At 69.4% G+C, this 25,695-nt stretch carries 22 protein-coding genes and 1 pseudogene; 15 read left to right on the top strand and 8 right to left on the bottom strand.

The genetic code is table 11. From position 1 onward, the window contains the following. The first annotated feature begins 144 nt into the window (after window positions 1-144). The 10 genes from AB0B61_RS15200 (at window position 145) to AB0B61_RS15245 (ending at window position 10,558) form a co-directional block, all read left to right on the top strand. Window positions 145-1,335: an ABC transporter substrate-binding protein gene (locus AB0B61_RS15200; protein WP_358431960.1), complete on the top strand. Its 1,191-nt coding sequence runs from the start codon at window positions 145-147 to the stop codon at window positions 1,333-1,335. 2 nt (window positions 1,336-1,337) lie between these two features. Beyond that, window positions 1,338-2,093: an ABC transporter ATP-binding protein gene (locus AB0B61_RS15205; RefSeq protein WP_358431961.1), complete on the top strand. Its 756-nt coding sequence runs from the start codon at window positions 1,338-1,340 to the stop codon at window positions 2,091-2,093. After that, window positions 2,090-2,749, top strand: a complete 660-nt coding sequence (locus AB0B61_RS15210) for an ABC transporter ATP-binding protein (RefSeq protein ID WP_358431962.1) — start codon at window positions 2,090-2,092, stop codon at window positions 2,747-2,749. Before AB0B61_RS15205 ends, AB0B61_RS15210 begins: the two co-directional genes overlap by 4 nt. Beyond that, a complete protein-coding gene (locus AB0B61_RS15215) occupies window positions 2,746-3,606 on the top strand; it encodes a branched-chain amino acid ABC transporter permease (RefSeq protein ID WP_357959742.1) in 861 nt (286 codons plus the stop codon). Before AB0B61_RS15210 ends, AB0B61_RS15215 begins: the two co-directional genes overlap by 4 nt. Further along, window positions 3,603-4,571 carry a branched-chain amino acid ABC transporter permease gene (locus tag AB0B61_RS15220; RefSeq protein WP_358431963.1) on the top strand — a complete coding sequence of 323 codons (969 nt, stop codon included), beginning with the start codon at window positions 3,603-3,605 and terminating at the stop codon, window positions 4,569-4,571. The genes AB0B61_RS15215 and AB0B61_RS15220 overlap by 4 nt, the downstream gene beginning before the upstream one ends. A gap of 81 nt (window positions 4,572-4,652) precedes the next feature. Continuing rightward, window positions 4,653-5,612: a hypothetical protein gene (locus AB0B61_RS15225; RefSeq protein WP_358431964.1), complete on the top strand. Its 960-nt coding sequence runs from the start codon at window positions 4,653-4,655 to the stop codon at window positions 5,610-5,612. Between the two features lie 135 nt (window positions 5,613-5,747). Then, entirely contained in the window at window positions 5,748-6,413 is a 666-nt protein-coding gene (locus AB0B61_RS15230; RefSeq protein ID WP_358431965.1) for a hypothetical protein, read from the top strand. Between the two features lie 85 nt (window positions 6,414-6,498). Further along, entirely contained in the window at window positions 6,499-7,884 is a 1,386-nt protein-coding gene (locus tag AB0B61_RS15235) for a DUF4331 domain-containing protein (protein WP_358431966.1), read from the top strand. 32 nt (window positions 7,885-7,916) lie between these two features. Continuing rightward, entirely contained in the window at window positions 7,917-9,194 is a 1,278-nt protein-coding gene (locus AB0B61_RS15240) for a hypothetical protein (protein WP_358431967.1), read from the top strand. Then, window positions 9,191-10,558 carry a High-affinity nickel-transporter gene (locus AB0B61_RS15245; protein ID WP_358431968.1) on the top strand — a complete coding sequence of 456 codons (1,368 nt, stop codon included), beginning with the start codon at window positions 9,191-9,193 and terminating at the stop codon, window positions 10,556-10,558. Before AB0B61_RS15240 ends, AB0B61_RS15245 begins: the two co-directional genes overlap by 4 nt. 57 nt (window positions 10,559-10,615) lie before the next feature. On the opposite strand, the gene AB0B61_RS15250 is transcribed toward AB0B61_RS15245, so the two are convergent. From AB0B61_RS15250 to AB0B61_RS15260, 3 genes are all read right to left on the bottom strand, one after another. After that, window positions 10,616-11,860 (bottom strand): MFS transporter, encoded by a 1,245-nt coding sequence (locus AB0B61_RS15250; protein ID WP_358431969.1) that lies wholly within the window; start codon window positions 11,858-11,860, stop codon window positions 10,616-10,618. Further along, a complete protein-coding gene (locus AB0B61_RS15255; protein WP_358431970.1) occupies window positions 11,857-12,948 on the bottom strand; it encodes a PLP-dependent cysteine synthase family protein in 1,092 nt (363 codons plus the stop codon). The genes AB0B61_RS15250 and AB0B61_RS15255 overlap by 4 nt, the downstream gene beginning before the upstream one ends. A 97-nt stretch (window positions 12,949-13,045) precedes the next feature. Continuing rightward, complete coding sequence (locus AB0B61_RS15260; RefSeq protein ID WP_358431971.1) at window positions 13,046-13,465, bottom strand: hypothetical protein; 420 nt, start codon at window positions 13,463-13,465, stop codon at window positions 13,046-13,048. Window positions 13,466-13,682: 217 nt separating this feature from the next. Here AB0B61_RS15260 and AB0B61_RS15265 point away from each other — a divergent pair, with 217 nt between their 5' ends. From AB0B61_RS15265 to AB0B61_RS15280, 4 genes and pseudogenes are all read left to right on the top strand, one after another. Beyond that, a complete protein-coding gene (locus tag AB0B61_RS15265; protein ID WP_358431972.1) occupies window positions 13,683-15,065 on the top strand; it encodes an aminotransferase class V-fold PLP-dependent enzyme in 1,383 nt (460 codons plus the stop codon). Between the two features lie 123 nt (window positions 15,066-15,188). Beyond that, window positions 15,189-15,572, top strand: a pseudogene (locus AB0B61_RS15270) (metalloregulator ArsR/SmtB family transcription factor); the annotation flags it as partial. A gap of 131 nt (window positions 15,573-15,703) precedes the next feature. Next, window positions 15,704-16,525, top strand: coding sequence for a cation transporter (locus tag AB0B61_RS15275; RefSeq protein ID WP_358431973.1), 822 nt, complete (start codon window positions 15,704-15,706; stop codon window positions 16,523-16,525). Next, window positions 16,522-16,884, top strand: coding sequence for a DUF3703 domain-containing protein (locus tag AB0B61_RS15280; protein ID WP_358431974.1), 363 nt, complete (start codon window positions 16,522-16,524; stop codon window positions 16,882-16,884). Before AB0B61_RS15275 ends, AB0B61_RS15280 begins: the two co-directional genes overlap by 4 nt. Window positions 16,885-16,971: 87 nt before the next feature. Here AB0B61_RS15280 and AB0B61_RS15285 read toward each other — a convergent pair whose 3' ends face one another. Together AB0B61_RS15285 and AB0B61_RS15290 are read right to left on the bottom strand one after the other, a co-directional pair. Next, window positions 16,972-17,481 (bottom strand): GNAT family N-acetyltransferase, encoded by a 510-nt coding sequence (locus AB0B61_RS15285; protein WP_358431975.1) that lies wholly within the window; start codon window positions 17,479-17,481, stop codon window positions 16,972-16,974. Between the two features lie 113 nt (window positions 17,482-17,594). Then, on the bottom strand, window positions 17,595-18,197 hold the full coding sequence (locus AB0B61_RS15290) for a superoxide dismutase (protein WP_358431976.1): 603 nt from the start codon (window positions 18,195-18,197) through the stop codon (window positions 17,595-17,597). A 1,201-nt stretch (window positions 18,198-19,398) separates the two neighbouring features. On the opposite strand from AB0B61_RS15290, the gene AB0B61_RS15295 reads away from it, so the two are divergent. Further along, a complete protein-coding gene (locus tag AB0B61_RS15295; protein WP_358431977.1) occupies window positions 19,399-20,616 on the top strand; it encodes a DUF87 domain-containing protein in 1,218 nt (405 codons plus the stop codon). Between the two features lie 2 nt (window positions 20,617-20,618). Here the strand turns inward: AB0B61_RS15295 and AB0B61_RS15300 are convergent, their stop codons facing one another. The 3 genes from AB0B61_RS15300 to AB0B61_RS15310 form a co-directional block, all read right to left on the bottom strand. After that, on the bottom strand, window positions 20,619-20,951 hold the full coding sequence (locus tag AB0B61_RS15300; protein WP_358431978.1) for a DUF6300 family protein: 333 nt from the start codon (window positions 20,949-20,951) through the stop codon (window positions 20,619-20,621). Further along, window positions 20,948-24,502, bottom strand: a complete 3,555-nt coding sequence (gene dnaE / locus AB0B61_RS15305) for a DNA polymerase III subunit alpha (protein ID WP_358431979.1) — start codon at window positions 24,500-24,502, stop codon at window positions 20,948-20,950. Before dnaE ends, AB0B61_RS15300 begins: the two co-directional genes overlap by 4 nt. 138 nt (window positions 24,503-24,640) lie before the next feature. Then, the gene (locus AB0B61_RS15310; protein ID WP_358431980.1) at window positions 24,641-25,627 is read right to left on the bottom strand and encodes a DUF1838 family protein; all 987 of its coding nucleotides are present in this window, start codon (window positions 25,625-25,627) and stop codon (window positions 24,641-24,643) included. Window positions 25,628-25,695 lie beyond the last annotated feature (68 nt).

Below are 25,695 nucleotides of genomic sequence, written 5' to 3' on the forward strand. Positions count from 1 at the left end.
GTAGTACGCCCAAAGTTAGGCCACTGTGCAACGGCTGTCACTATTCTGCCCAACGTCCTCCTGATCACAATGTTGGGCACTCTATTGACAGCCGTAAAGGGCCTGCCTACATTCAGGGCCACATTCGCGGTCCTGGAGGTCCTGATGCACAGGTTTCTCCCGTCCCTGGCCTGTCTCGTTCTCGCCACGGCCGCGTGCGGCAGCGGCGGTGGCGGTGGCGGCTCCGGTACTCAAGGCCCGATCAAAGTGGGCCTCATCGTCTCGCTGACCGGCAACTACACCCCGCTCGGCAGCGAGGACAAGAAGGCCGTCGAGCTCGCCGTCGAGCAGATCAACAACGGCGGTGGCCTGCTGGGCCGCAAGGTGGAGCTCGTCGCCCGCGACGACAAGACCGCGCCGGACCAGGGCATCGTGGCCTACAACCAGATCAAGGGCGAGATCGACGCGCTGATCGGCCCGGTCTTCTCCAACTCGGCGCTGGCGATCGAGCCTCTGGCGCAGCGCGACAAGATGCCCTACCTGTCGCTGGCGCCCGCCCAGGAGCAGGTCGAGCCGATCAAGTCCTACGTCTTCGTCACCCCCGCGCTGTCCAGCATGTACGCCGAGCGCTACCTGCAGTACCTCCAGGCCACCGGCCTCAAGACGGTCGCGGTCGCCTACGACTCCAAGAGCGCCTACTCGGTGTCCGGGCACAAGGCCATGGTCGCGCTCGCCCCGAAGTACGGCGTCAAGATCGCCGTGGACGAGCCGTACGAGACCACGACCTCCGACTTCAGCCCGCTCTTCACCCATGTACGCGGCTCCGCCGCCGAGGCGCTGGTCTTCTGGGGCTCCGGCGCGCCCGGCGTCACCGCCGCCAAGCAGTACGCCGCCGCGGGCCTGAAGGTGCCGCTGTTCCTGACCGCCTCCCAGGCCAGCAAGCTCTGGCTGGAGCCGATGGGCGCGGCGGCCGAGGGGATGACCGTGCAGAGCGCCATCGGCGTGGTGGGCGAGCAGTTACCCGACGGCAAGCAGAAGCAGGTCATCGAGCAGATGGCCAAGCCGTACCAGCAGAAGTACGGCTATCCGCCGCCGCAGTTCGCGCAGGACGGTTACAGCGCCAGCCTGCTGCTGTTCGAGGCGATCAAGAAGGCGGGCGGCACCGACAAGGCCAAGATCCAGCAGGCGCTGGAGAGCATGGACCTGATCACCCCGAACGGCCGCTTCCGTTACTCCCCCACCGACCATTCCGGGCTCTCCCCCGAGTACATCTCGGTCAACACCGTGAAGAACGGCCAGTTCATCACCACTCCCTGGGCCAAGGCGCAGCTCGCCAAGACCGTGGCCGCGGAGTAGCGGTGCTGGCGGTCACCGGGATAGCGCGCTCCTTCGGAGGCGTCTACGCCGTCGACGACGTCACGCTGAGCGTCGCGGACGGCGAGGTGTGCGGGATCATCGGGCCCAACGGCGCGGGCAAGTCCACGCTGTTCAACCTCATCACCGGCCACCTGCTCGCCGACCGCGGCGAGATCGCCTTTCTCGGGCGCCGGGTCGAGCGGCTGGCACCCCACAGCCGGGCCCGGCTCGGCATGTCCATCGTCTTCCAGGGCGCCCGGGTGTTCCGCGGCATGACGGTCAGGGAGAACGTCATGGTCGGGACGCACAGCCGTACCCGGGCCGGGTTCGTCTCTGCGGCGCTGCGGCTGCCGCGGCATCGCGCCGACGAGCGGGAGATCGCCCGCGAGGCTGACCTCGCCCTCGACCGGGTGGGGCTGGCCGAATGGGCGGACCGGCCCGCCGACCAGCTCCCGATCGGCCAGCAGCGCGCGCTGCAGCTGGCCCGCGCCCTGTGCGCGCGGCCCCGGCTGCTGCTGCTCGACGAGCCCGCGTCCGGGCTGCGCGGCGGCGAGCGCGAACGGCTCGCCGCCCTGGTCGAGGAGCTGCGCGCGAGCGGGCTGACCATCCTGCTCATCGAGCACGACGTCGCCTTCGTGACCCGGCTCGCCGACCGCGTCGTGGTCCTCGACCTCGGGCGGGTCATCGCGGACGGGTCGCCCGCCGAGGTGCGCGCGGACCCGCTCGTCCTCGCCGCCTATCTCGGACAGGCTTCATGATCGACGTCCGCGACCTGGTCGTCTCGTACGGCGCGGCCACCGCGCTCGATCACGTCACGCTCTCGGTACGGCGCGGCGAGATGGTCGCGCTGCTCGGCCCGAACGGCGCGGGCAAGTCGACGCTGGCCAACACCCTGGCGGGCCTGCTCACTCCGGCCTCCGGGACCGTGCGCATCGATGGCAGGCTGGCGCTCATCCCCGAGGGCCGCCAGGTGTTTCCGGATTTGTCGGTCGCCGACAATCTCGCCCTCGGCGGCTGGCGCTCCCGGCAGCGCGACCCCTCGTTCGTCTACCAGCTGATACCCCAGCTGGCCGAACTGTCCGGCAGGCGAGCGGGCGTGCTGTCGGGCGGCGAACAGCAGATGGTGGCCTTCGGCCAGGCGCTGATGGCGCGGCCCGACGTGCTCGTGGTCGACGAGCTGTCGCTGGGGCTCGCTCCCCTGCTCACCGCCAAGCTGGCGGAACACCTGGTCGAGCTCAACCGTACGCATAGCCTGACGGTGCTGCTCATCGAGCAGAACGCGCGGCTGGCCTTCGAGCTGTGCCAGCGGGCCTACGTCTTGGAATCCGCGCGCGTGGTGGCCGAGGGCGAGTGCGCCGAGCTGGCCGACGACCCGCGCGTGGCCGGCGCGTACCTGGGCGGGGCGATCACATGAGCGCGTTCATCGGCTACCTGCTCAACGGCCTGGCCGTCGGATGCGCGATCGCGCTCATCGCCAGCGGGCTGGTCACCATCTACCGGGTCACCGGGGTGGTCAACTTCGCCCAGGGCACCTTCGCCGTCGTCGCCGGACTCTGCACCTCCTCGCTGCTGGGGCTCGGGGTTCCCCACGGGGTCAGCGAGGTCGCCGCCGTCCTGGTCGCCGCGCTGGCGGGCCTGCTGACCGGCCTGGCCGCCACCGGCAAGCGGGACACCACCCCGCTGTCGTCGCTCATCGTCACGCTCGGCGTGGGCGTCCTCGCGTACGCCGTCGAGATCGTCCTGTGGGGTGACCAGCCGCGCTCGGCCCCCGGCCTGGCCGGCTCGGTGACCATCGCCGGGGCCCACGTCCAGACCCAGCACCTGCTCGTCATCGCCGTCACCGCGGCGACGTTCGTCCTGCTCGTCCTGTTCTTCGGCCGTACCTACCTGGGCAAGGCGCTGACCGCGTGCGCCTCCAACCCGTTCGCCGCCCGCGTCATCGGCATCGACACCCGGCTGATGGGCCTGCTGGCCTTCGCCCTGGGCGGGCTGCTCGGCGGCATCGCCGGAGTGCTGGTCACGCCGCTGCGGCCCATCTCGTTCGACACCGACGTCACGCTCATCGTCAACGGCTTCGCCGCCGCCGTGTTCGGCGCGCTCACCCGTCCCGGCGTCGCGCTCGGCGGCGCGCTGCTGCTCGGCGTCGCCGAGACGATGGCGGCGGGGTACGGCTACGGGTCTCACCAGCTGGAGGTCGCCCTGGGTCTCATGCTCGTCGTCATGGTCGTACAGGCGAGCCGCCGATCGACGATTCACCAGGAGACAGTGTGAAGCGGGCGGCCGCCGGGCTGCTGATCGCCGCCGTCACGCTCGTCCTGCCCGCCGTGCTGGACGACAGCTCGCTGGCCGTGTACATCCTGCTCGGCCTGGCGGCCATGGTCACGGTCGGGGTCTCGCTGCTGATGGGGTACGCCGGGCAGGTCTCCCTGGGTCAGGGCGCCTTCTACGCCATCGGCGCCTACACCGCCGCCCTGCTCGCGCTGAGCGGCGTCCCTCCCCTGGCCGGGCTGATCGCCGCGCCCGTCGCGGCGGCGGCGTTCGCCCTCGTGATCGGTACGCCGCTGTTGCGGCTGCGCGGCCACCACCTGGCCTTCGCCACGCTGGCCATGCAGCTGATCCTGCTCTCCCTGGCCGGGCAGCTGGACTTCACCGGGGGCGACATCGGGCTGCAGGCCATCCCCCGGTTCGGCATCGGCTCGGTCGAGGCGGAGAGCGCGTCCGCGTACGCCTACCTGACGTGGGCGGGCCTGGCCCTGGTGATGCTCGTGACGCACAACGTGATCGCCTCCCGGCCCGGCCGGGCACTGCGCGCCCTGGCCACCAGCGAGACCGCCGCCGCCTCCGCCGGGATCCCGGTCGGCCGCTACAAGCTCGTCGTGTTCGCGCTGTCGGCCGCCTTCGCCGGTCTGGCGGGCGGCATCTACTGCTTCTACACCGGGTACGTCGCGCCGGGGTCGTTCCCGGTGCTCATCTCGATCCAGTACATCGTCATGGCCGTCGTCGGCGGCCTGGGCACGGTCTGGGGAGCCGTGGTCGGGGCCACCGCGATCACGCTGCTCGTGCAGGGGCTGGACAGGGTCGCGAACCTGCCGGGGATGCCGACGTACGCGCCGAGTGTGCTGTCGTACGCGGTCTACGCGCTCGTCCTCATCCTCGTCGTCCTTTTCCTGCCCCGGGGGCTGTTGCCCACGTTCACCCGGCGCACTTCGTCGAATCCGCGCGGCAATTCCCGGTGAACCTGCCGATTGGGAATAGCGGTGAACCTGGATCGGGGGTCACTGCGTACTTCGTGGCAATCGACTTTCCGGAGACTTGCCATGAGGATCCGCCATTCAGTCATTGTCCTCGCGCTTTCCGGTGTCGCCGCGTGCAATGGCGGCGGTGAACCGGCAGCGCCGGCGTTCGCGGGCGGCGCGACCGCGAATCCGCTGCCGGCCGGCGCATCGGTCTCCCCTTCCGAGGCCAAGAGCATTCTCGACCGGTACGAACGCCTGGCCAAGCAGGCGAGTTCGAAAGGCAAGGGCTGGGAGGCCGCGGAAGCCGGGCTCTCGCTGCAGCTGACCACCGCCGACGCCCGGATGGACGCGCTGCTCGGCGAGCGCCGGAAAGGCCGCGCCGGAGTCGACAAGTCCCGGTTCGCGATCCCGGCGAGCGGCGACTGGTTCCTGGCCGAGTACAAAACCGGGTCGAACTGGACGCAACTCATCTTCCAGCAGACCACCGACGGGTGGCGCGTGGTCTCCGCCTCCGCGGCGCAGCCACCCGCCATCGCCAAGGACGGCAACGGCTACGCCACCGCGCTGAACGTGGACGAGCGCGGCGGCCTCGCCGTCTCACCCCGGCAGGCGGCCACGACGCACGCGCGCCTGATGAGCACACTCGGCGCGGACGCGGACGCCAAACAGCTGTTCGCGGCCGGCGACTACACCACCAAGCTCGTGGCCGGCCTGCGGAGCGACCGGCAAAAGGCGCAGGGCCAGTGGAATTTGAAATACCAGCCGCAGCTCGCACCGGAGATCTTCGCCCTCAAGACGTCGGCCGGCGGTGCCGTGGTCTGGTACGGCATGCGCGAGCAGGACACTTTCACCGCCCGGCCCGGCGCCGCGGAATTGGGGCTGTCGCAGCCCGGGTGGAAGGCGCTGAGTCGCGGCGCGTTCTACAAATCCAAGCTCACCATGAAGAGCGGGGCCATTTATGTCGCCGTCATCCCTCCCTCGGCTGGAAAGGTGCGGGTGATCAGTCAGTGGTTCGCGCCGTTCAGTGTCAGCGGATCATGAGCGCATATGGCGGCAAATGTCGCTAGGGAAAGATTCTTTTACCGGCCCTTTACCGTGCGTGGTTGATCGATTACTGTGAGTGAATCTGGCCTGGTCAAAGGCCGGATACCCTCCGCACGATGAAAGGTGCACAGCATGCGCGCTCTCCCTCTCGTCGCTCGAACCGCCGCACTCGTCGCCGCGATCCTCCTGGCGGCACCGGCCCTGTCCGCGGCCGCCAATCCCTTCCCCCCGAGGCCCGCGGTCCCCGGCGGTCCGCCCGTGGACCAGCTCAGCGCAGTCTGCTTCAAGCTGCCGTACTTCGGCCCGAAGGGGCACGCCAACTTCGATTTCGGGCCGAAGGTCGTCCAACTGCTCGATGACCGGGGCGTCAAGGTGGAAGGAGTCGCCCCGATCGAGGCCAAGCCCCGCAACAAGGGCGTCTACATGCCGATCGGCTGGCAGCAGGACCACATCGACCCGTGCAACGGCGTGTACTACCCGGGCGGCTTCACCCTCAACGATGTCGAGAGCGGCCACAAGGTGACGATTCACGACATCCACCTGCGCGCTGACGGTGCTCACGCCGGGGTGGCGATCGACGGGGTCGAGCAGGGCGAGCAGCTCGTGGCGACGTACAAGCTGCACGAGTTCCTGCCGACCGTGGCCACGCCCCGTCCGCTGGAGGGCGGCGTCGGGCCGAGGTACTGGCCGTTCTACGTCAGCGCGTACCTCAGCAGCACGGTCAAGGACATCACCGGCATCACCCTGAACGCGGGCGACTACCTCGCCAACCTCGACGCGGTCGTCCAGTACGTGTGACGTAACCGTCCGGCACCCGCGGCGACGGCTTCGTCGCCGCGGACCGCCCTGAACCGCGTACGAGACCATCCGCGAAGCGAGGGACATGATGCTGAACCTCATCGGCAGACGGCCATGGCTCATGGCCGCCGCCGCCTCCACCACCGTGCTGGCCACCACCGTGCTGGCCACCACCGTGCTGGCCGGCGCCGTGCTGCTCGGCCCGGCGATGAACGCCGTCACGGCGACCAGCCACTGGGACGCCCCGGGGACGTTCAAGGACAAGGTCATAGACGCCAGCGACCTGTACGCCTTCACCAGCCCGGACAAGCCCGACACGGTGACCATCGTCGCGAACTACATCCCCTTCCAGATCCCCTACAAGCCCTACCAGTTCGACACCAACGTCCAATACGACCTGCACATCGACAACACCGGCAGCGGCAAGGCGGCCATCACCTACCGCTGGACATTCCGCAACAAGGGGTTCCCGGTGCCCTCGTTGCTACGGCGCGAACACCAGGCGGCCGGACCCGAATCCCTGGTGGAGCAGAGCTTCACACTGACCAAGCTGCGGCCGGGCCGGCCCGACCAGACCCTGATCAGGGATGGCTACGTGGGCCCGTCCGACATGGGCATCCTGATCACGCCCGGCTACCAGGGACTGCGCCAGAAGGCCGTACTCGACCTGCCCGGCGGCGGGAAGGTCTTCACCGGGCAGGCCGCCGATCCCTTCTTCAGCGACAACAAGGCGGTGAACCTGCTCAGGTTCGGCATACCGTTCCCGCCGATCGCCACCGGCGTGCCGATGAACGTCGACTCGCTCGCCATCCAGGTGCCCAAATCCGAGCTGGCCCTGGGCGGCGACCCCACGGCCAACCCGGTCGTCGGCGTCTGGACCACGGCCGCCCGCAAGTCACTGAACGGCGAGTACAAGCAGGTGTCACGGCTGGGCAACCCCAACTTCAACGAGGTGCTCATTCCGTTCGCCTCGCGCGACCGCTTCAACGGCATGCGCCCGCAGGACGACGCCGGCAGCGGCCTGGTCGTCGAGTCCACCCGGGACCCGGAGCAGGCCAGAACCGTCGAGCGGCAGGCCGGGGTCAAGGCGCCGGCCCCGCCGCGCGCGGACCTGGAGGAGATCTACCTCACCGGCCTGACCACCAAGCGGGGCGGCCCGCTGAAGGATGACCTCAACTCGCAACTGCTCAACCGGGACGCTTCGGGCTTCACGTCCACGGAGCAGTTGCGGCTCAACATGAGCACTCCTGTCACTGCCAAACCGCACAAGTACGGCTACCTCAAAGGCGACAAGCAGGGCTATCCCAACGGCCGCCGCCTGACCGACGACGTGGTCACCGTCAACCTCCGGATGCTCCTGGGCGAACCGGCGGGACCCGGCGCGCCCGGTCTGATCGACGAGAACAACCCGGTCTACCTCACCGCACCCATCACCGGCAGCTTCCCGTACGTCGCCCTGCCGGTGCACTAGACCGGCAGATCGCCCTGACCGAACGAGGACTGATGAGACGCGTACGGAAAGCGCTCCCGCTGCTGGGCTGCGTGCTCCTGGGCTGCGCCCTGCTGGCCTGGTTCACCCCCGGCGCCTGGCTCCGCCGGGACGAACCGCCGCCCACCCCGCCGCGGCGTACGGCGTACGAACCGGCCGCGTTCATCGATCAGGCCCAGGACCATCTGCGCCGCTACCCCGGCGACACGCGGACCTGGGCCGACCTCGGCGGCGCGTACCTGGAGCAGGCCCGCCGCACCGGCGACCCCGCCTTCTACGGCAAGGCGGAGGGGGCGTTGCGGCGGTCCCTGCCCCACATCGACGCCATGATCGGGATGGGCGCCCTGGCCAACGCCCGCCACGACTTCGCTCTCGCGCTGCGCTGGGGCACCCGGGCGCGCAGTGCCGCGCCGTACCGATGGCCGCTGTACGCCGTGCTCACCGACGCGTACGTGGAGCTCGGCCAGTACGCCAAGGCCGACCAAGTGCTCCGCCACCTGCTCGACGGCCGTCCGGACCTGGTCTCCTTCACCCGCGCCGCGCACCTGTTCCACCTGCGCGGACAGACCGCCCGTGCGCGCGAGGCCCTGGAACGGGCCCGCGACATCGCCTCCGATCCCGCCGACTACGCCTTCTGCGTGTGGCAACTCGGAGAGCTCGCCTGGAGCGATGGCGACCCGCGCGCCGCCCTGTCCGCCTACACCGAGGCGTTGGCCGCCGACCCCTCGCACACCCCCTCCCTCGCCGCCAAGGCCCGCGCCGAGGCCGCGCTGGGGCGCCTCGCCGACGCGCGACGCGACTACGCCGACGCCGTCACGCGGAGTCCCTCCTTCGTCGTGGAGTACGGCGAACTGCTCCAGCACCTCGGGGATCGGGATGGGGCTCGGCGGCTGTACGCGGTGTTTCGCGCGCAGGTCAGGCTGCAGGCGGCGAACGGCGTATCGGACTCCCTCGCCGTCGGCCGGTACGAGGCGGACCACGGCTCACCGGCCGTCGCCGTGCGGGAGCTGCGGGCTGAGTGGGGGCGGCGGCGCAGCGTGGACGTGGCCGACGCACTCGGCTGGGCCCTGCACCAGGCCGGGCGCCACACCGAGGCCGCCCGGTATGCGGCTTACGCCGACCGGCTCGGGGGGCGTAACGCGCTGTTCGCCTACCACCGAGGAGAGATCTCCCGCGCCCTCGGTCGGACCTCTGCTGCTCACGCCGAGCTGACCAGGGCACTGTCCATCAACCCGTACTTCTCGCCGGACGGCCCGCCAAAGGCCCGCGCGGAACTGGGGGGCGCGGCGTGATCGGTGTGCTCGCCGCCGCCGCCGTGATCCTGGGCGCGCACCCGCTGGGGAATATGAGCGTCAACCACTACGACGGCCTGAGCGTGTTCCTCGACCGGATCGAGGACACGGCGATCATCGACAGCGCCGAGATCCCCACCCTGCAGCAGCGCCAGGGCGCCTCCGGGCCGCCCGACGCCTACGCGGCGCGCGCCTGTGGGGAGCTGGCCGGCGCGGTGCGCGGACAGGTCGGGGAACAACCGCTGGCCTGGCGTGTCACCAGCGCGGCCTTCGCCTACCGCCCCGGCGCCGCCGGGCTGCCCACCAGCAGGCTCACCTGCCGCCTGGCCGCCCCGCTACGCGTTGAGCGGCCGGTCACTCTGACGTTCGCCAACCCATACCGTGGCGGGGCCGTCGGCTGGCGGGAGATCACGGCGTCCGGCTCCGGTGTCCGGCTCAGCGCGTCCAGCGTGCCCACTCGCAGTGTGTCCGGTGAGCTGCACGCGTACCCGGCGGACCTGCTCAGCTCCCCGCTCGACGTCCGCCAGGCCCGCTTCACGGTGGAGCCGGGCAGTGGCGGCCTCGGCGCACCGGCCCGCGTTCCCGGTGCGGACGTGCTCACCCGCTACACCGCTCTGCTGGCCGACCGCCTCAACAGCCTGGTCGGGTCCGACCGGCTGACGGTCCCGCTCGGGCTGCTGGCCCTGCTCGTGTCGCTGGTCCTGGGTGCCGTCCATGCCGCGCTGCCCGGCCACGGCAAAACCGTCATGGCCGCGTACCTGGCCGGGCGCGACGGCGGCCCGCGTGACGCGTTCGCCGTGGCCGCGACGGTGACGCTGACGCACACGGCCGGGGTGATCGTGCTGGGCGTGCTGCTGTCGGTCTCCGCCTCGATCGCCGGGGAGACGGTGCTGGGCTGGCTCGGGGTGATCAGCGGGCTGCTCATCGCGGCGATCGGCACCGCCTTGCTCCGCTCAGCCGTCGTACGACCCGCGAGCCAGCACGGGGCCGCGGACGGACACGCGCACGGACACGGACCTGCGCAGGGACATGGGCACGGGCACGGGCATTTCGCTTCGTCGGGGCGGGGCGTGGTCGGGCTGGGGGTCGCGGGCGGGCTGGTGCCGAGCCCGTCGGCCCTGGTGGTGCTGCTGGGGGCGATGGCGCTCGGGCGCACGGTGTTCGGGATCGTCACGGTCGTCTGTTACGGGCTGGGCATGGCCCTGACCCTGCTCGCCGCGGCCCTCACCGTCCGCCGCCTGGCCAACCTCACCCTGACGAACCGGCTGAACAGGCTACGCCCGTACACGGCGACGATCACCGCAGCACTCGTCCTGCTCGTCGGCATCGGCATCACCGCCCGCGCCCTGGCCTCCCTCCTCTGAGACGGCGCCGCTGATCAGGTGGCGCTGGCCACCCGGCCTCTGAGACGACGCCCCTGGTCAGGTGGCGGTGGCCATCCGGCCGACGGGGGTGAGCCGGTCACGCCGGTCCAGCCGTCTGACGGCGGCCGCGGAAGTGAGCCCGGCGACGGCCAGCAGCAGCCAGGGCAGAGCGGCCAGCCGCGTCGTACGAGCCGCGTCGAGCAGGGCGCCGGCGACCAAATTGCCGGTCAGGATGCCCACACCCGAGGCCAGGTTGTAGATCCCGTAATAGGTGCCGATCAGCCTATCGCCCGCCATGTCGGCGATGGTGGCCATCTCGAATGGGAAGGCCATCAGCGTACCGAGGGTGAGCAGAAGAGTGCAGGCGAGCACGGGCAGCATCGCCCACACCGGCGCCAGCGGCAGGTGCGCCGCCACGGCCTGCGGCAGGAAGGCGATGCCCATGAGCGCCAGGCCCCGGCTGATCGCCTGGCCGCGACTCCAGCGCGCCGCACACCAGGTGGTCAGGTGCACCTGCCCGGCGATGCCGAGCAGCGCGGACAGGGCGTACAGCGCCATCACCCCTGTCTGACCGCCGCCGAAGCGCTGCACCTGCAGCGGCAGGGCCAGGTACATCTGGTACGACAGCGCGTACGAGGCGATCATCGCCGCGGCGAAGGAGACGAACGCCCGGTTCCCGAACGCCGCGCGCCACTCACGCAGCACCGGCTGGTGCTCGGCAGCCGGAGGGCGCCGGGCCGGAAGGCACGCGCCCTGCAGAACGGTCAGCACCGCGAAGATCGCCGCCGCGGACAGGCACACGGCCGGGAAGCCGACGCTCATCAGGGCGATGCCGGCCAGTGGGCCGAGCAGGATGCCCGCCTGGTAGAACACGTTGAACACGGCGAAGGCCGCCACCTTGCGCTCGCCGGCCTCGACGGCCAGGTAGGCGCGGGCCGCCGGGTTGAACAGCGCCCCGGCGAACCCGGTCACGGCGGCTGCCGCGAGCAGCCAGGGCAGCGAGGTGGTCAGCCCGAACAGGGCGAATCCGATCGTACGCAGCGCGCACCCGGCCATGATCATCGGCTTGTAGCCAAGCCGGTCGGCCAGGGTGCCGCCGATCAGGAACATGCCCTGCTGGCTGAAGTTCCGCAGGCCCAGGACCAGCCCGATGGTCCAGGCCGCCAGTCCCGCGGCGGCCGACAGGTGCTGGGCGAGGTAGGGCATGAGCATGTAAAAGCCGAGGTTGATGCCCGCCTGGTTGATCTGCAGCAGCTGGATCGGCCGGTCGAAGGATCGGAACTGCCGCAGCGTGCCGCTCATCGCGTTCCTGCCAGCGGGTCCATCACGTGGGTGCAACGGGTCCAGCGGTGCACCTCCCGCTCGCTCGGCGCCGGCAGGAGGTCCGGTTCCTCCGCCGGGGTCGTGTCGAGCAGGCCGTGCCGCTGGCAGTACTCGTCGTCGAAGATGGTGTTCCAGTATCGCCACGGACCGTCGGGGAAGATCGCGACGATGGTCTGGCCGGGGGTGGTGCGTGCCAGCCAGCGGGATACCAGAGTGACCGCGCCGGTGCTCCAGCCACCCGAGATGTAGTGCCGGGCGGCCAGGGCGCGGCACGCCCAGGCCGCTTCGGCGGCGCTGACCCAGTGCACCTCGCTGAAGGCGTCGTAGGCGACGTTACGCGGGTGGATGCTGGAGCCCAGGCCGCGCATCAGCCGGGGCCGGGCGGGCTGGCCGAAGATGGTGGAGCCGACCGTGTCGACGCCGATCAGTCTCAGGTGCGGGAAGTGGCGGCGCAGCACCTCGGAGATGCCCGCGCTGTGCCCGCCGGTGCCGACCGAGCACACCAGCACGTCGATGTTCGGCAGCTGGGCCAGCAGTTCGTGGGCGAGCCCGGCGTAGGCGTCGACGTTGTCGGGGTTGTTGTACTGGTCGGGACAGTAGGAGCCGGGAAGGTCGGCGAGCAGGCGATGTACCCGCTCCCGGCGGGCCTGCTGCCAGCCGCCGACCGGGTGCGGTTCGGTGACGATCTCCAGCCGGACGCCGTAGGAGGTGAGCAGCCGGCACATCAACGGCTCCATGCCGACGTCGCCCACCAGCACGACCGGGTGGCCGAACACGATGCCGGCCAGAGCCAGGCCGAGCCCCAGGGTGCCGCTGGTCGATTCGATGATCGTCGCGCCCGGTGCGAGCTCTCCCCGGGCTCGGGCCTGGCGCACCATGTGCAGGGCGGGCCGGTCCTTGATGCCGCCCGGGTTGAAGCCTTCGAGCTTGGCCCAGAATCCCCCTCCCCCCGGTACGAACGGCTCGGAAATGAACGCCAGCGGCGTATTGCCGACCGTGAGGGACAGAGTGGAATAGGCGGCCGGCGAAACCTCTTGCGGGCGCGCGAACATTGCTTGTGATGACATCGATGAAATCCCTGAAGAATACGCGAAATTCACGGCATGGCGAGACGACCGCGAACTTGGGCGGGCAATGGACGACGAAAGCAGACGCAGTCCTGGCCTATACGCGCATCACGCTTTCCCGATCAGGGCTGGCCACCCGGCCGATGCCGGTCGGCGCCGAAGCGGCCACGGCGATCCGCGGTTGCGCCGGGCCGGGCAGCACGACCGCCGGTCCGATCAGCAAGAGCGGCGCGCCGGTGGGGTTGGTGGCCGAGCAGCCCTGCTCGGTTCCGTGCACATGCCCCACCGGCAGGTCACGATGCAGGCAGCGGACGCCGTGCGCGGCCGGAGAGACCCCGCCGCCCGCCGGCTGAGCGCTGTGGACGACCCGCTCCGACAGCTCCACGGCCGCGCACGCGCCGCCATGGGCGAACACCACACTGACGACCAAGGCGATCGCGAACATCGCATGCGTCAGCAGCCGGCCGGCGCCGCGGGCGGCGGGTCGGCGCGAACGGAGCGTTCGTGTCGCGAGCATCACCGGTGATAGTGCCCGAAAGGCAGCCGGACGCGCCCCGCGATAGCAATGCTTCCGGTAAAGCTCGTGCCGTCATCCGGTTTCACGGGCGCGTCGATGGCCCGCTCATCGACACGGGCGAAAGAGCGTCCTACCGTACGGCCATTTCTCCGTACCGCGATTTACCGTGGACATTCGTGCGCCGCGTGAATCGCGCTGTTATCAGGTGGAGTCCCTCATGACCCTGTCCCGACGCCGGATCGTCGCCGGGCTCGGCGCGCTGGCCGCCGGTGCCGCGACCCGCGCAGCCTCACCCGCAGCCCGCCCCGCCCCAGCTGTGCCGCCCCCAGCCCCGGCCGTGCCGCCTTCGGACCCGGCCGTGACTCGTCCGACCCTGACCGAGTCGCTGACGGTGCCCGGCGGCGGCCTGACCCCTGAGCAACTGGCCCAGGACGAGCGCTTCTGGGCCGCCGTCGCCCGCCAGTTCCAGGTGAGCGCCGACTTCATCAACCTGGAGAACGGCTACTACGGCATCATGCCCGACCCGGTCCGGCTGGCGTACCATCGCAACCTCGACCAGCTCAACGAGCGCAGCTCCCACCTGCTGCGTACCGCCTACAAGCCGCGAGCCGACCAGATCCGCGACCGCATCGCCACTCTGCTCGGCGTCACCAGGAACGAGATCGCACTGACCCGGGGCGGCACCGAGGCGCTGCAGAGCCTGATCTCCGGCTACCGCCGCCTGCGCCCGGGCGACGTCATCATGTACGCCGACCTGGATTACCACAGCGCCCAGTACGCGATGAACTGGCTCCAAGCCCGGCGCGGCGTCCACCTCACGCGGATCGCCATCCCCGAGCCCCCTACCCGTGAGGCGGTGCTTGAGGTCTACGAACGCGCGCTGCATGAACACCCGAAGGCGAAACTGCTGCTGCTCAGCCACATGAACAACCGCACCGGCCTGGTCACGCCGGTACGCCAGATCGTCGCCATGGCCCGCCGGCACGGCGTGGACGTCATCGTCGACGCCGCCCACTCCTGGGGGCAGCTCGACTTCACCCTGCCCGACTTCGACGCCGACTTCGCCGCCTTCTCCCTGCACAAGTGGATGAACGTGCCGCTTGGGGCCGGATTCCTCTACATCCGCGCCCAGCGCCTGGCCGACATCGACCCCCTCTACGCCGATGAGACCTACCCGGCCACCGACATCCGCTCCCGCGTGCACTCCGGCACCATGAACGTCGCCCCCTTCCTCACCGCCGACACCGCCCTGGACTTCCACGACACTCTCGGCGCCGAGGTCAAGCAGGCCCGGCTGCGGTTCCTGCGCGATCGCTGGGTCCATCAACTGCGCGACCTCACCACCGTGCAGATCCTCACTCCGGACGAGCCCGACATGTACGGCGCCATCACCGCCTTCCGGCTGCGCCGCCGTACCTCTGAAGCCGACAACCTGGCCATCGCCGACGAGCTCATGACCCGGCACCGGATCTTCACCGTCGCCCGCACCGGGATGACCGGCGGCGCCGCCGTACGCGTCACCCCAGCTCTGTTCACCTCCGCCGACGATGTGGACCGGCTCGCGGCCGCACTGCGCGACATCGCCCGCAGAGAGGCGTGACCAACGCAAGCCGTAATCGACGCAAGCCGTGGTCGACGCAAGCCCCTGATCGATGCAGGCCCTGATCGTCACAGTCCTGGACCCGCAAACCCATCCATCCCCAAATCGGGCTATCATCGCCATATGGCGATCAATAACGATGATGACAGATGCGTGAGCGCTGGCCCCGATGGCGGCAGATGTGTGAGTGCCGATATCGCCGCCGGCATCTCCCCTGCGGCGGCGCTGTTCCATTCTCTGGCCGATGAGACCCGGCTGCGCATCGTGCAGCGCCTGGCCCGCGGCGAGGCGCGAGTGGTGGACCTGACCGCTCAACTGGAGCTGGCCCAGTCCACTGTGTCCAAGCACCTGGCCTGCCTGCGCGACTGCGGGCTGGTCGATTACCGCACCGAAGGCCGGCAGTCGTTCTACTCCCTGACCCGACCGGAGCTGATGGACCTGCTGGCCTCAGCCGAGCAACTGCTGGCCGCCACCGGCCACGCGGTCGCCCTATGCCCCGTCTACGGCGCCGAGCGCGCCGACGGGGATGAGGGCAGGGGTAGCGGCAGGGACGCCGACGGCGATTGTGGCGGAGACGCCGAACCGGTGGCTGGGGAGACGGTGGCCGGACAGGCCGTGACCGGGGAGGCGTCGAGGTCGTGAGCACGGCGAACCTGCCTGGCCTCCGGCCGGCTCCCGAGCGGCGCGCCTTGCTGCAGCGCCGGATCCGGTTACTGGTCGCGGCGACCATCACCTACAACGTGATCGAGGCCGCGGTGGCCATTACCGCCGGCGCCGTCGCCTCCTCCGCCGCGCTGATCGGCTTCGGGCTCGACTCCGTGGTCGAGGTCGCCTCGGCCGCCGCGGTGGCCTGGCAATTCTCCGCCACCGACCATGAGCGCCGGGAACGGACCGCGCTGCGCGTCATCGCGATCTCCTTCTTCGCGCTGGCCGCCTATGTCACCTTCGATGCGGTACGCGCCCTGCTTGGCGCCGGACAGGCCGAACATTCCACGCCCGGGCTGATCCTGGCCGCGCTCAGTCTGGCGATCATGCCGTTCCTGTCGGCGGCACAGCGCCGCGCCGGCCGTGAGCTCGGCTCCACCTCGGCGGTGGCCGACTCCAAGCAGACCCTGCTGTGCACCTACCTGTCCGGCGCGCTGCTCGTGGGGCTGGCGCTCAACAGCCTGTTCGGCTGGTCCTGGGCCGACCCGATCACCGCCCTGGTCATCGCCGCTGTGGCAGTCAAAGAAGGCCGCGAGGCTTGGCACGGCGACACCTGCTGCGCCGTACCTGTGGAAGGCCACGAAGCTCGGCGCGGCGATACCTCTCGCGCCGCGCCCGTGGAAGGCCGCGAGGCTTCGCGCAACGATGCCCGTTGCTCCGCGCCCACCGGCTCGATGAGCTCATCCACCAACGCCGCCGAAATCGACGCCTGCGCCCATGGCTGCTGCACACCCACCCAGGAGGAGCCCCGATGATCGGCCGCCCGATGCCCGCCCGTGTGCGGGCCGCCTACCGCGCCGAGATGCGCGCCGCCCGTACCGCCACCGAGCCGGGCGCCCGCTGGCGGCATCTGGAACGGGCGCACATCATCTCCCAGCCCTGGCCCTGGCCGCACACGGCCAACCACTTCGCCATGTTCACCCTCGCCATCCGCCAGCACGACCGACGCGAAGCTCTCGGCCAGGTGGTCCGCATGATCGTGGCCGCCCCCGGCTCCGCGCTGGGCCGCTATCCCGAGGGCAACACCGGCCGCGCCACCGTAGGCATGACCCAGCCCATGCCCATACCCGCCGACCTGGCCGCCCTGCTCCAGACCGCCGGCGACGCGCGATGACCCCGAGCCGCCCTGCTGCAGGCCCCTGGCGACCCGCAAGGGCGCCGGCAAGCGTCCGCAGCCGCCATTCGGGGACCGCTTACGGGATCAGCGGAAGCTCAGCTCGTACTCGACCTGGTCGATCGGATTGCCGTCACCGAAATCATGCTTGCGGACCGCACCCGACTCGGTGAAGCCGCTCTTGGCGTAGAAGCGGCGTGACTGGGGTGTGTCGCGCAGCGTCCACAGGTGCACCCCACCGAAGCCCTCCTCGCGCAGCCTGGTCAACGAGGCAGTGATCAGGGCGCCGGCGCTGCCGGTGCCCCAGCCGTCCGGGTGGCTGTAGAAGCCGAAGATCTCCGCATCTCCTGGCCGCGTCGGCGAGGGACCGAAGTAGGAGAAGGTCAGCGGCCGTCCGGCCAGGGCGGCGAGCAGGATGGTGCCTGACTCTTCAGCGAGCGTGGCGTGCCACTTCTCGCGCCGGCTCCGTACGGCTTCGGTGAAGTACTCGTGGTCGAAGAAGCCTTCATAGGCCACCTTCCAGGACTCCGCGTGGATCTCCCCCACCACGTCTCCGTCATCCGTGGTGGCCTGAAATGTCGCGATACCTTCTGCCATGAGGTGATTCTTTCATTTTGGGCCTGGCGTCACCGCCCAGGAGCGTTGCGATGGCAGGCGGCGCCCGCCCGACTCGCTGGACCAAGCTGGCGGGCGAGCGCCGCAGTCATGGGTCAGGCGCCGCGGACCGCTTCGAAGCGGGCGATGACGTCGGTCCAGTTGATCAGGTCCCAGAGCTTCTCGACGTAGTCCGGGCGCACGTTGCGGTACTGCAGGTAGTACGCGTGCTCCCAGGCGTCGAAGACCAGCAACGGGGTGGTGTTCATGCCGACGTTACCGTGGTGGTCGTAGACCTGCTCGACCACCAGCCGACGCCCCAGCGGCTCCCAGGCCAGCACGCCCCAGCCCGAGCCCTGCACGCTCGCGGTGGCCGTGGTGAGCTGCTTGGCGAAGGCGTCGAAGGAGCCGAAGTGCTCGTCGATGGCCGCGCCCAGCTCGCCGTCGGGGCGGTCGCCGCCGTCCGGGGACAGGTTCTGCCAGAAGATCGTGTGCAGCACGTGGCCGGACAGATTGAAGGCGAAGGTCTTCTCCAAGCCGACCAGCCCGCCGAAGTCACCCTTGTCCCGGGCCTCGGCCAGCTTCTCCAGGGTGTCGTTGGCGCCCTTGACGTAGGCGGCGTGATGCTTGGCGTGGTGCAGCTCCAGGATCTCCCCGGTGATCGCGGGCTCCAGCGCCGCGTAGTCGTAGGGCATGTCCGGAAGGGTGTAGTCCCCCATGTCTGTCTCCTCTATAGCGCTTAATGCATCTAACTTGCAATAACCATATATGTGCAAGTAGGCGTCGGGAAGCCACGGGGCACCCGCCCAGATGCGCGGCGTCCCGGGCAGGCGATCGCGGTCGAGCTGTCGATGATCCTCGCGCTGACCGGCCCCAGCGTCATCGCGGTGGATCAGATCGACGCGATCCTCGAGCACTCCCGTCCGGCCGCGGGAACGGACGCCACCGTGCTTCTTGACACGAACCAGCGCAAGGATGTGATCGACGAGATCGCGGGCGGCCTCATGGCCTTGCGGCACGCCACCCAACGAGCGCTCTGTCTTGTGGCCTGCCTGCCCTCGTCGTGGAATCTGATCAAGGATCGAGCCATCGGGACGGCGCAGGACAGGTTCCGTACGTCGCTGATCCTCACCACGATCGCCCGCCCGGAGATCGCCCGGAGCCTGGTCGAGCGGCGATTCGCGGTGGCCTTCGCGAACGCGGGTTTCACGCCGCCCAGCCCGGTCTGGCCGATCGCCCCGACCGCGTTCGAGACGGCGCCGGGTCACACTCCGAGGGCTCTGCTCCGGCGCATCAGCGCACATGTCGAGGCCTGCCGAGCGGAGGGCACGGTGAGCCCGCTGGATCGCTTCGATCAGGACGCCCCGGGCCAGGCGACCCGGGTCCTCGCCGTACCGAAGACGGACCTCACCCGGCTCGATGCCCGCTTCGCCGAATTGCGCGCTCAGGCTGAGGTATCGGACGCGTTCGATCCCGACCGCGAGGACGAACTCGTTCCTCCACTGCTCGCCGCCGGCCTCATCGCCTGGATCACGGAGCAGGGCGAGGCGGGCCGCGCCTTCTCCGTCGATCCGCCGCCGGGCCGGCGGCCGAGCCTCCACGCGAGGCTGCGCCAAGCGCTGGATCCCGACTCGGAGGAACAGCGGCACTGGACGTTCCGGATGATCGGCGCACGGCATCCGAACGCGGCGCTCAAACGGCTGACCGAGGGCATCGAGTCGTCGGGGCTCGGCCCGCAGACGCCCGACCGGTATTTCGTCGTGCTGCGGAACCACGCGTGGTCGGACGCTGCGTCGCCACCGCCCGGCGAGCGGTACCGAACTTCTCGGCAACCTGCTCCCCGACGCGGCCCCGCCGGCCAAGGAATCCGAACGGAAAGCGACAGCGTTTCGAGGGGCCTCAGACGGTCCCGCCGTCGCTGTGATCCCGGTCGGCAAGCGACTGGACACCGGCGCCGACCTCGAACTGAAGCTGAGCACGCTGGCTCGCCACACCGCTGTCTTCGCGGGATCCGGCTCCGGAAAGACCGTGTTCCTGCGACGGCTGGTGGAAGAGTGCGCCCTGCACGGGGTGTCCTCGATCGTGCTCGACTCCAACAACGACCTCGCCCGGCTCGGCGATCCCTGGCCCACCCCGCCTCTCGGATGGGGCGCCGACGACGCGGACAAGGCGGCCCGCTACCTCGCCGAAACGGAAGTCGTGGTCTGGACCCCGGGACGCTCTCGCGGACGTCCGCTGAGCTTCCAGCCGCTGCCGGACTTCGCGGCCGTCGCGGATGACCGTGACGAACTGGACTCCGCGCTCGGCCTGGCCGTCGCGGCGCTCGCCCGCCGAGCCAACGTCGACGGAGCGACTGCCAAGGCCAGCAAGGGGAAGGCCGTGCTCCGCCAGGCGCTGGAACACTTCGCGCGCATGGGCGGTGGCGACTTCCCCGCCTTCCTCGGCATGCTCGCCGCGCTGCCCTTCCAAGTCAGCCGGATCGACCGGGCGGACCAGATCGCCGCCGAGCTGGGACAACTCCTGACCGCCGCGACGATCAACGACCCGCTCTTCGCCGGCGACGGCGAGCCGGCGGACCCCGGTCAACTGCTCACACCGTCGGCGGGCAAACGGGCCCGCGTCTCGGTCATCAGCTTCATCGGCCTGAGCGATGACACGAAGCCGGGATTCGTCAACCAACTCCAGATGGCCCTGTTCTCCTGGATCAAGCGGAACCCGGCTCGGGGCCGCCCCCTGAACGGCCTGTACGTGATGGACGAGGCGCAGGCCCTCGTACCGGCGACGCCCAAGACCGAGGCGCTGGCCAGCACTCTTACTCTCGCGTCGCAGGCCCGCAAGTACGGTCTCGGCCTCGTCTTCGCCACCCAGGCGCCCCGCGGGCTGCACAACCAGATCGCCGGCAACGCCACCACCCAGTTCATCGGCCGGATGAACAGCCCCACCCAGATCTCTGTGGTCCAGACGCTGGCGCGAGCCCGCGGTGGTCGAGCCGACCGGGTCGGACGGCTCGACACCGGACAGTTCTACACCGCGAGCGAGGGCATCTCCGAACTGCTGATCCGCACACCCCAGTGCCTGAGCCACCATCCCGCCGACCCGCTCACCGAAGAGGAGATCATGCGGCGCGCGTCCGAATGACGCTACAGGTCGCCGCGCCGCCACCGGCCTATCTCGGCTTCCAGCGCCTGCTCGTCCAAGCGGGACACCGACACGTTCCGGGCCCACGCCGCCAGCAGCCGTGCGAGTTCCTCGTCCCCATGGTCGGCCTTGCCGTGGACGTGGAACCACGTGATCAGCGGTGCCGCGTGCGGCGTGTCCTCGTCGCAGGCCGGGCAGAGCACGACCCCGGTACGGCCGTGCACCCACCCTCCGCCGGCGTTGGCCCAGCCGTACGGTACCCGCGCCGACAACAGCGCTTCGCCGTCGCAGCGCGGGCACGTGAGTGGCTCCGCGGTCGAGACGACCTCGATCACAGCATGATGGCTTCCGGCCCGAACAACTGCTTCACGTCCGCGGCGAAGCTGGGCTCGGCGTTGACCGAGAACTCCGGCAGAGCGCACACCAGGGTCTTCCCGCTCAGCCGCTGCACGTTGATCCGCAGCGGCACGCTGCCCTGGTGCAGCTTCAGCACGTTACGGAGCTCTTCCACGACTTGCTGCGTGAGGCGTTCCTCGCGGACCTGGATGGTGACGGGATGCCCGGAGTCGCTGGTGATGCCGGACACGTCGAGCGGGGTGAGATCTTGCGCGAAGACGCTGATGGCGCCGTCCCGGTTGTTGATCTGGCCGCCGACCGACACCACGACGTCGCCGCGCAGCTCCGGGGCGTACAGCTCGTAGCTCTTGGGGAAGAACAGGCACTCGATGGCCGCGTCCATGTCCTCGACGGTGACGATCGCCCACACGTTGCCGGCCTTGTTGACCCGCTTGTCGACCTTGGTGATGAGGCCGCACACCCGTACGTCGCCGCGGTCGTCACGGCCGCTTTCGAGCAGTTCGGCGATGGTGGTGTCGCGGTTGCGGGCCAGCAGCCGCTCCGTGCCCGCCAACGGGTGGTCCGACACGTACAGGCCGAGCATCTCCCGCTCGAAGTCCAGCAGCGTCTTCTTGTCCCACTCCATGTCGGGGATCTGTACGGAGAACGCCGCCTCACCCTCGTCGTCGCTCGGGCCGCCGAACAGGGAGTCCTGGCCGTGGGCCTCGTTCTTCTTGATGTCGATGACCGAATCGACCGCCTGCTCGTGCACCATGAGCAGCGCCTTGCGCTGGTGGTCGAGCGAGTCGAACGCGCCCGCCTTGATCAGCGATTCGATGACTCGCTTGTTGCAGGCCGTCAACGGCACCTTGCTGAGGAAGTCGTTGAAGTGCTCGTAGCGGCCCTTCTCGGCGCGGGCCTTGACGATGCCCTCCACCACGTTCTCCCCGACGTTACGGACCGCGCCCATCCCGAACCGCACCTGGGTGTCACCGACGGCGACGAAGTCGAGCTGGCTGTCGTTCACGTCCGGCGGCAGGACCTGGATGCCCATCTTGCGGCATTCGGCCAGGTAGACGCCGGCCTTGTCCTTGTCGTCACCGACCGAGGTCAGCAGGGCGGCCATGTACTCGGCCGGGTAGTTGGCCTTCAGGTAGGCGGTCCAGTAAGCGACCAGACCGTATCCGGCGGTGTGGGACTTGTTGAAGGCGTATCCGGAGAACGGCAGCATGACGTCCCAGAGCGCCTGGATCGCCTCGTCGCTGTACTTGTTGGCGCGCATGCCCGCCTGGAAGTTGGCGTACTCGGCGTCCAGGATCTCCTTCTTCTTCTTGCCCATGGCCCGGCGCAGCAGGTCGGCGCCGCCCAGCGTGTAGCCGGCCAGCTCCCGGGCCACGGCCATGATCTGCTCCTGGTAGACGAGCAGGTGGAAGGTGGGACCGAGGATGGGTTCGAGCGCTTCCTTGAGCTCGGGGTGGATGGGCTCGATGTCCTGGCGGGCGTTCTTGCGGTGCGCGTAGTTGGTGTGCGCGTTGGCGGCCATCGGGCCCGGCCGGTAGAGGGCGAGCACTGCGGCGATGTCCTCGAACCGGGTGGGCTCCATCAGCCGCAGCAGCTGCCGCATCGGGCCGCCGTCGAGCTGGAAGACGCCCAGGGTGTCGCCGCGGGCCAGCAGCTGGTACGTGGTCTTGTCATCGAGGGGCAGCGTCAGCGTGTCGAGCTCCACGCCCCGGTTCTGCTTGATGATCTTGATGGCGTGATCGATGATGCCCAGGTTGCGCAGGCCCAAGAAGTCCATCTTGATCAGGCCCATGTCTTCACAGCTCGGGTAGTCGAACCCGGTGATGATCACCTTGTCCTTGTCCCGCATGTGCATGGGGATCAGGTCCAGCAGCGGCGCCGAGGACAGGATGACCGCCGCCGCGTGCACGCCCGTACCGCGGATCAGGCCCTCGATGCCGCGGCCGGTGTCGATCACCTTGCGCACGTCCTGGTCGTTGTCGTACAGGGCGCGGATCTCGGCGCCTTCGACGTAACGGGGGTGACTCTCGTTGAACATGTCCGCGAGCGGGACGCCCTTGCCCATGACGTCCGGGGGCATCGCCTTGGTGATCTTGTCGCCCATCACGAAGGGGTAGCCGAGGATGCGGGAGGCGTCCTTGACGGCGGCCTTCGCCTTGATCGTGCCGAAGGTGTTGACCTGGGCGGTGGCCTCGCTGCCGTACTTCTGGGTCACGTACTGGACCATGCGGTCGCGCTGGCGGTCGTCGAAGTCGAGGTCGATGTCGGGCGGGCTGATGCGCTCGGGGTTGAGGAACCGCTCGAACAGCAGGCCGTGCTCCAGCGGGTCGAGCTCGGTGATGCGCGTCGCGTAGGCGACGATCGAGCCGGTGGCGCTACCACGGCCGGGGCCCACCGCGATGCCGTTGTCGCGGGCGTGCCGGCAGATGTCGGCGACGACCAGGAAGTAGGAGGAGAAGCCGAGCGGGCCGATGACCTTCATCTCGGTCTCGTACCGCTCCGTGACCTCGGCGGGGACCGGGGTGCCGTAACGCATCTCCAGGCCGCGTTCGACCTCCTTGCGCAGCCAGGACTCCTGTGTCTCGCCCTCGGGGACGTCCGGGTATTGGGGCATCCGGTCCACGTAGGCGAACACGTCGCTGTAGTCGCCGACCATCTCGGCCACGAGCAGCGTGTTGTCGCACCCTTCGGGCAGGTCGGCGAACAGCCTGCGCATCTCGTCAGCGCTCTTGAGGTAGTAGCCCGACCCGTTGAACCGGAACCGGTTGGGGTCGTCCTTGTTCTTGCCCACGCCGACGCACAGGAGGCTGTCGTGCGCGTCGGCCTGGTCCTCGGTCACATAGTGGCTGTCGTTGGTGACCAGCAGCGGGATGTTGAGCTGCTTGGCCAGCCGCAGCAGGTCGGCCCGGACGTCCCGCTCGATGTCGATGCCGTGGTCCATCAGCTCCAGGAAGTAGTTCTCCTTGCCGAAGATCTCCTGGTATTCGCCGGCGACCCTGACCGCCTCGTCGTACTGGCCGAGCCGGATCCGGGTCTGCACCGCACCGGACGGGCAGCCGGTGGTGGCGATGATGCCGTTGGCGTATTGGGAGACCAGGTCCTGGTCCATCCGGGGCTTGGAGTAGTAGCCCTCGAACGAGGCCAAGGACGACAGCTTGAACAGATTGCGCAGTCCGTTCGCGTCCTTGGCCCACATGGTCATGTGGGTGAACCGGCCACCGCCGGAGACGTCCTTGCCGCCTTCGCCGTCCGCCACACCGGTCTCGGCTCGCGACCCCCAGAAGACCGGCTTCTTCACGAACCGGTTCTCCGGCGCCACGTAGGCCTCGATGCCGATGATGGGCTTGACGGGGCTGTCCTTGGCCACCTTCTGGAACTCGTAGGCCCCGAACATGTTGCCGTGATCGGACATCGCGATCGCCGGCATCTCGAGGCGGGCGGCCTCCTTGAACAGCGGCTTCATCTTCGCCGCCCCGTCAAGCATGCTGTACTCAGTGTGGACGTGCAGATGTACGAAGGACTTGCTCACCCGTTCCCCTAACCTTGCGCCCCGGCCCGACTGCACGCATGAGCCTATTCCGTCCCACGAGGCTGTTGGGGCATCGAACCCAAGGCGCAGACACCCTGTGCCGGGGTGTTGCCAGAGTGCAATGCGGCTCCCGGAAGGTCAGCCCTTTCCGTTGGCGGCGCACCAGCCGGACCACGTGGTGGCGCCCTTGCCCAGCTGCTTGTTGTAGAAGGAGCTCCAGGAGTTCTCGCTCGGGCCGGGCGCGGTGGGAGCGGCCTTGAAGAGCGGGTAGGCGGTGTCGATCTCCGCGCGCAGCCACGGCTCGACGTCCAGGTAGGAATCCAGCGACCAGCTGCGGGCGTGGTAGGTGAGCTGGCCGCGGACACTGGTCTCCGGCAGGCACATGAACGGCGCCCACGGGCTCGTCCTGGCCCAGCTGATCTTGGTGTCCATCGCGCCCCTGGGGACGCTGCCCGCGACCGTACGGGCCGCGACCTCGCGATCGTCGACGTAGAAGTCGAACATCTCCTGAGCCGCGTAGACGCCGTTCACCAGGCCGAACCGCTCGCCCAACGTGGCCCCGAAGTCGGTGCGTACCGGGATGTCGCTGGTCCACTCCGTCTCGTCGTGCATCTCCCGCAGGGGCGGGCCGACGTAGGAGGAGGTGACGTTGAACGGGCCGAAGTTCACCGTGTCGTTGTTGATCGGGACGACGGGGTAGGTGCGCTGGTCGATCGGGTTCTTCCACTCCCGCAGGATCTTCGTGGGGTCGGCGGGGTCGGTGTAGAAGACGATCTCGCGGGAGAGCTGGTAGAGCTGCGTGGTGCCGGGCACCCGGTACAGCCGCCGGATGTTGTAGCCCTCGATGTTGAACAGTTTCTGGCCGTGGCGCAGCTGCGGGTCGTAGGCGTTGCCCTCGATGTTGGCGTAGACGGCTCCCGAGATCCGGAAGACCATGTCGCGCCCGTCCGGTCGCCCATTGGTCTGCAGGGACAGCAGCCCGCTCTTGTCCGTGACCGTCCTATAGACCGGCCCCGGATATGTCGGATCCTCGGACTGCTGTTCCGCTGCCGCACCGGGAATGGCGACGCACACGAGCAGCGCGGTGAGGGCTGCCGACAGGGTTAAGCCACGACGCTTGGACAAGGGTGCTCCTGGGATGCCGGAGTGACAGTGATCATGCCGATCATCTCAGGCGGCGTTCGTGATCATTC

This window comes from Nonomuraea sp. NPDC049158 (assembly GCF_040648335.1).
GTDB lineage: Bacteria > Actinomycetota > Actinomycetes > Streptosporangiales > Streptosporangiaceae > Nonomuraea.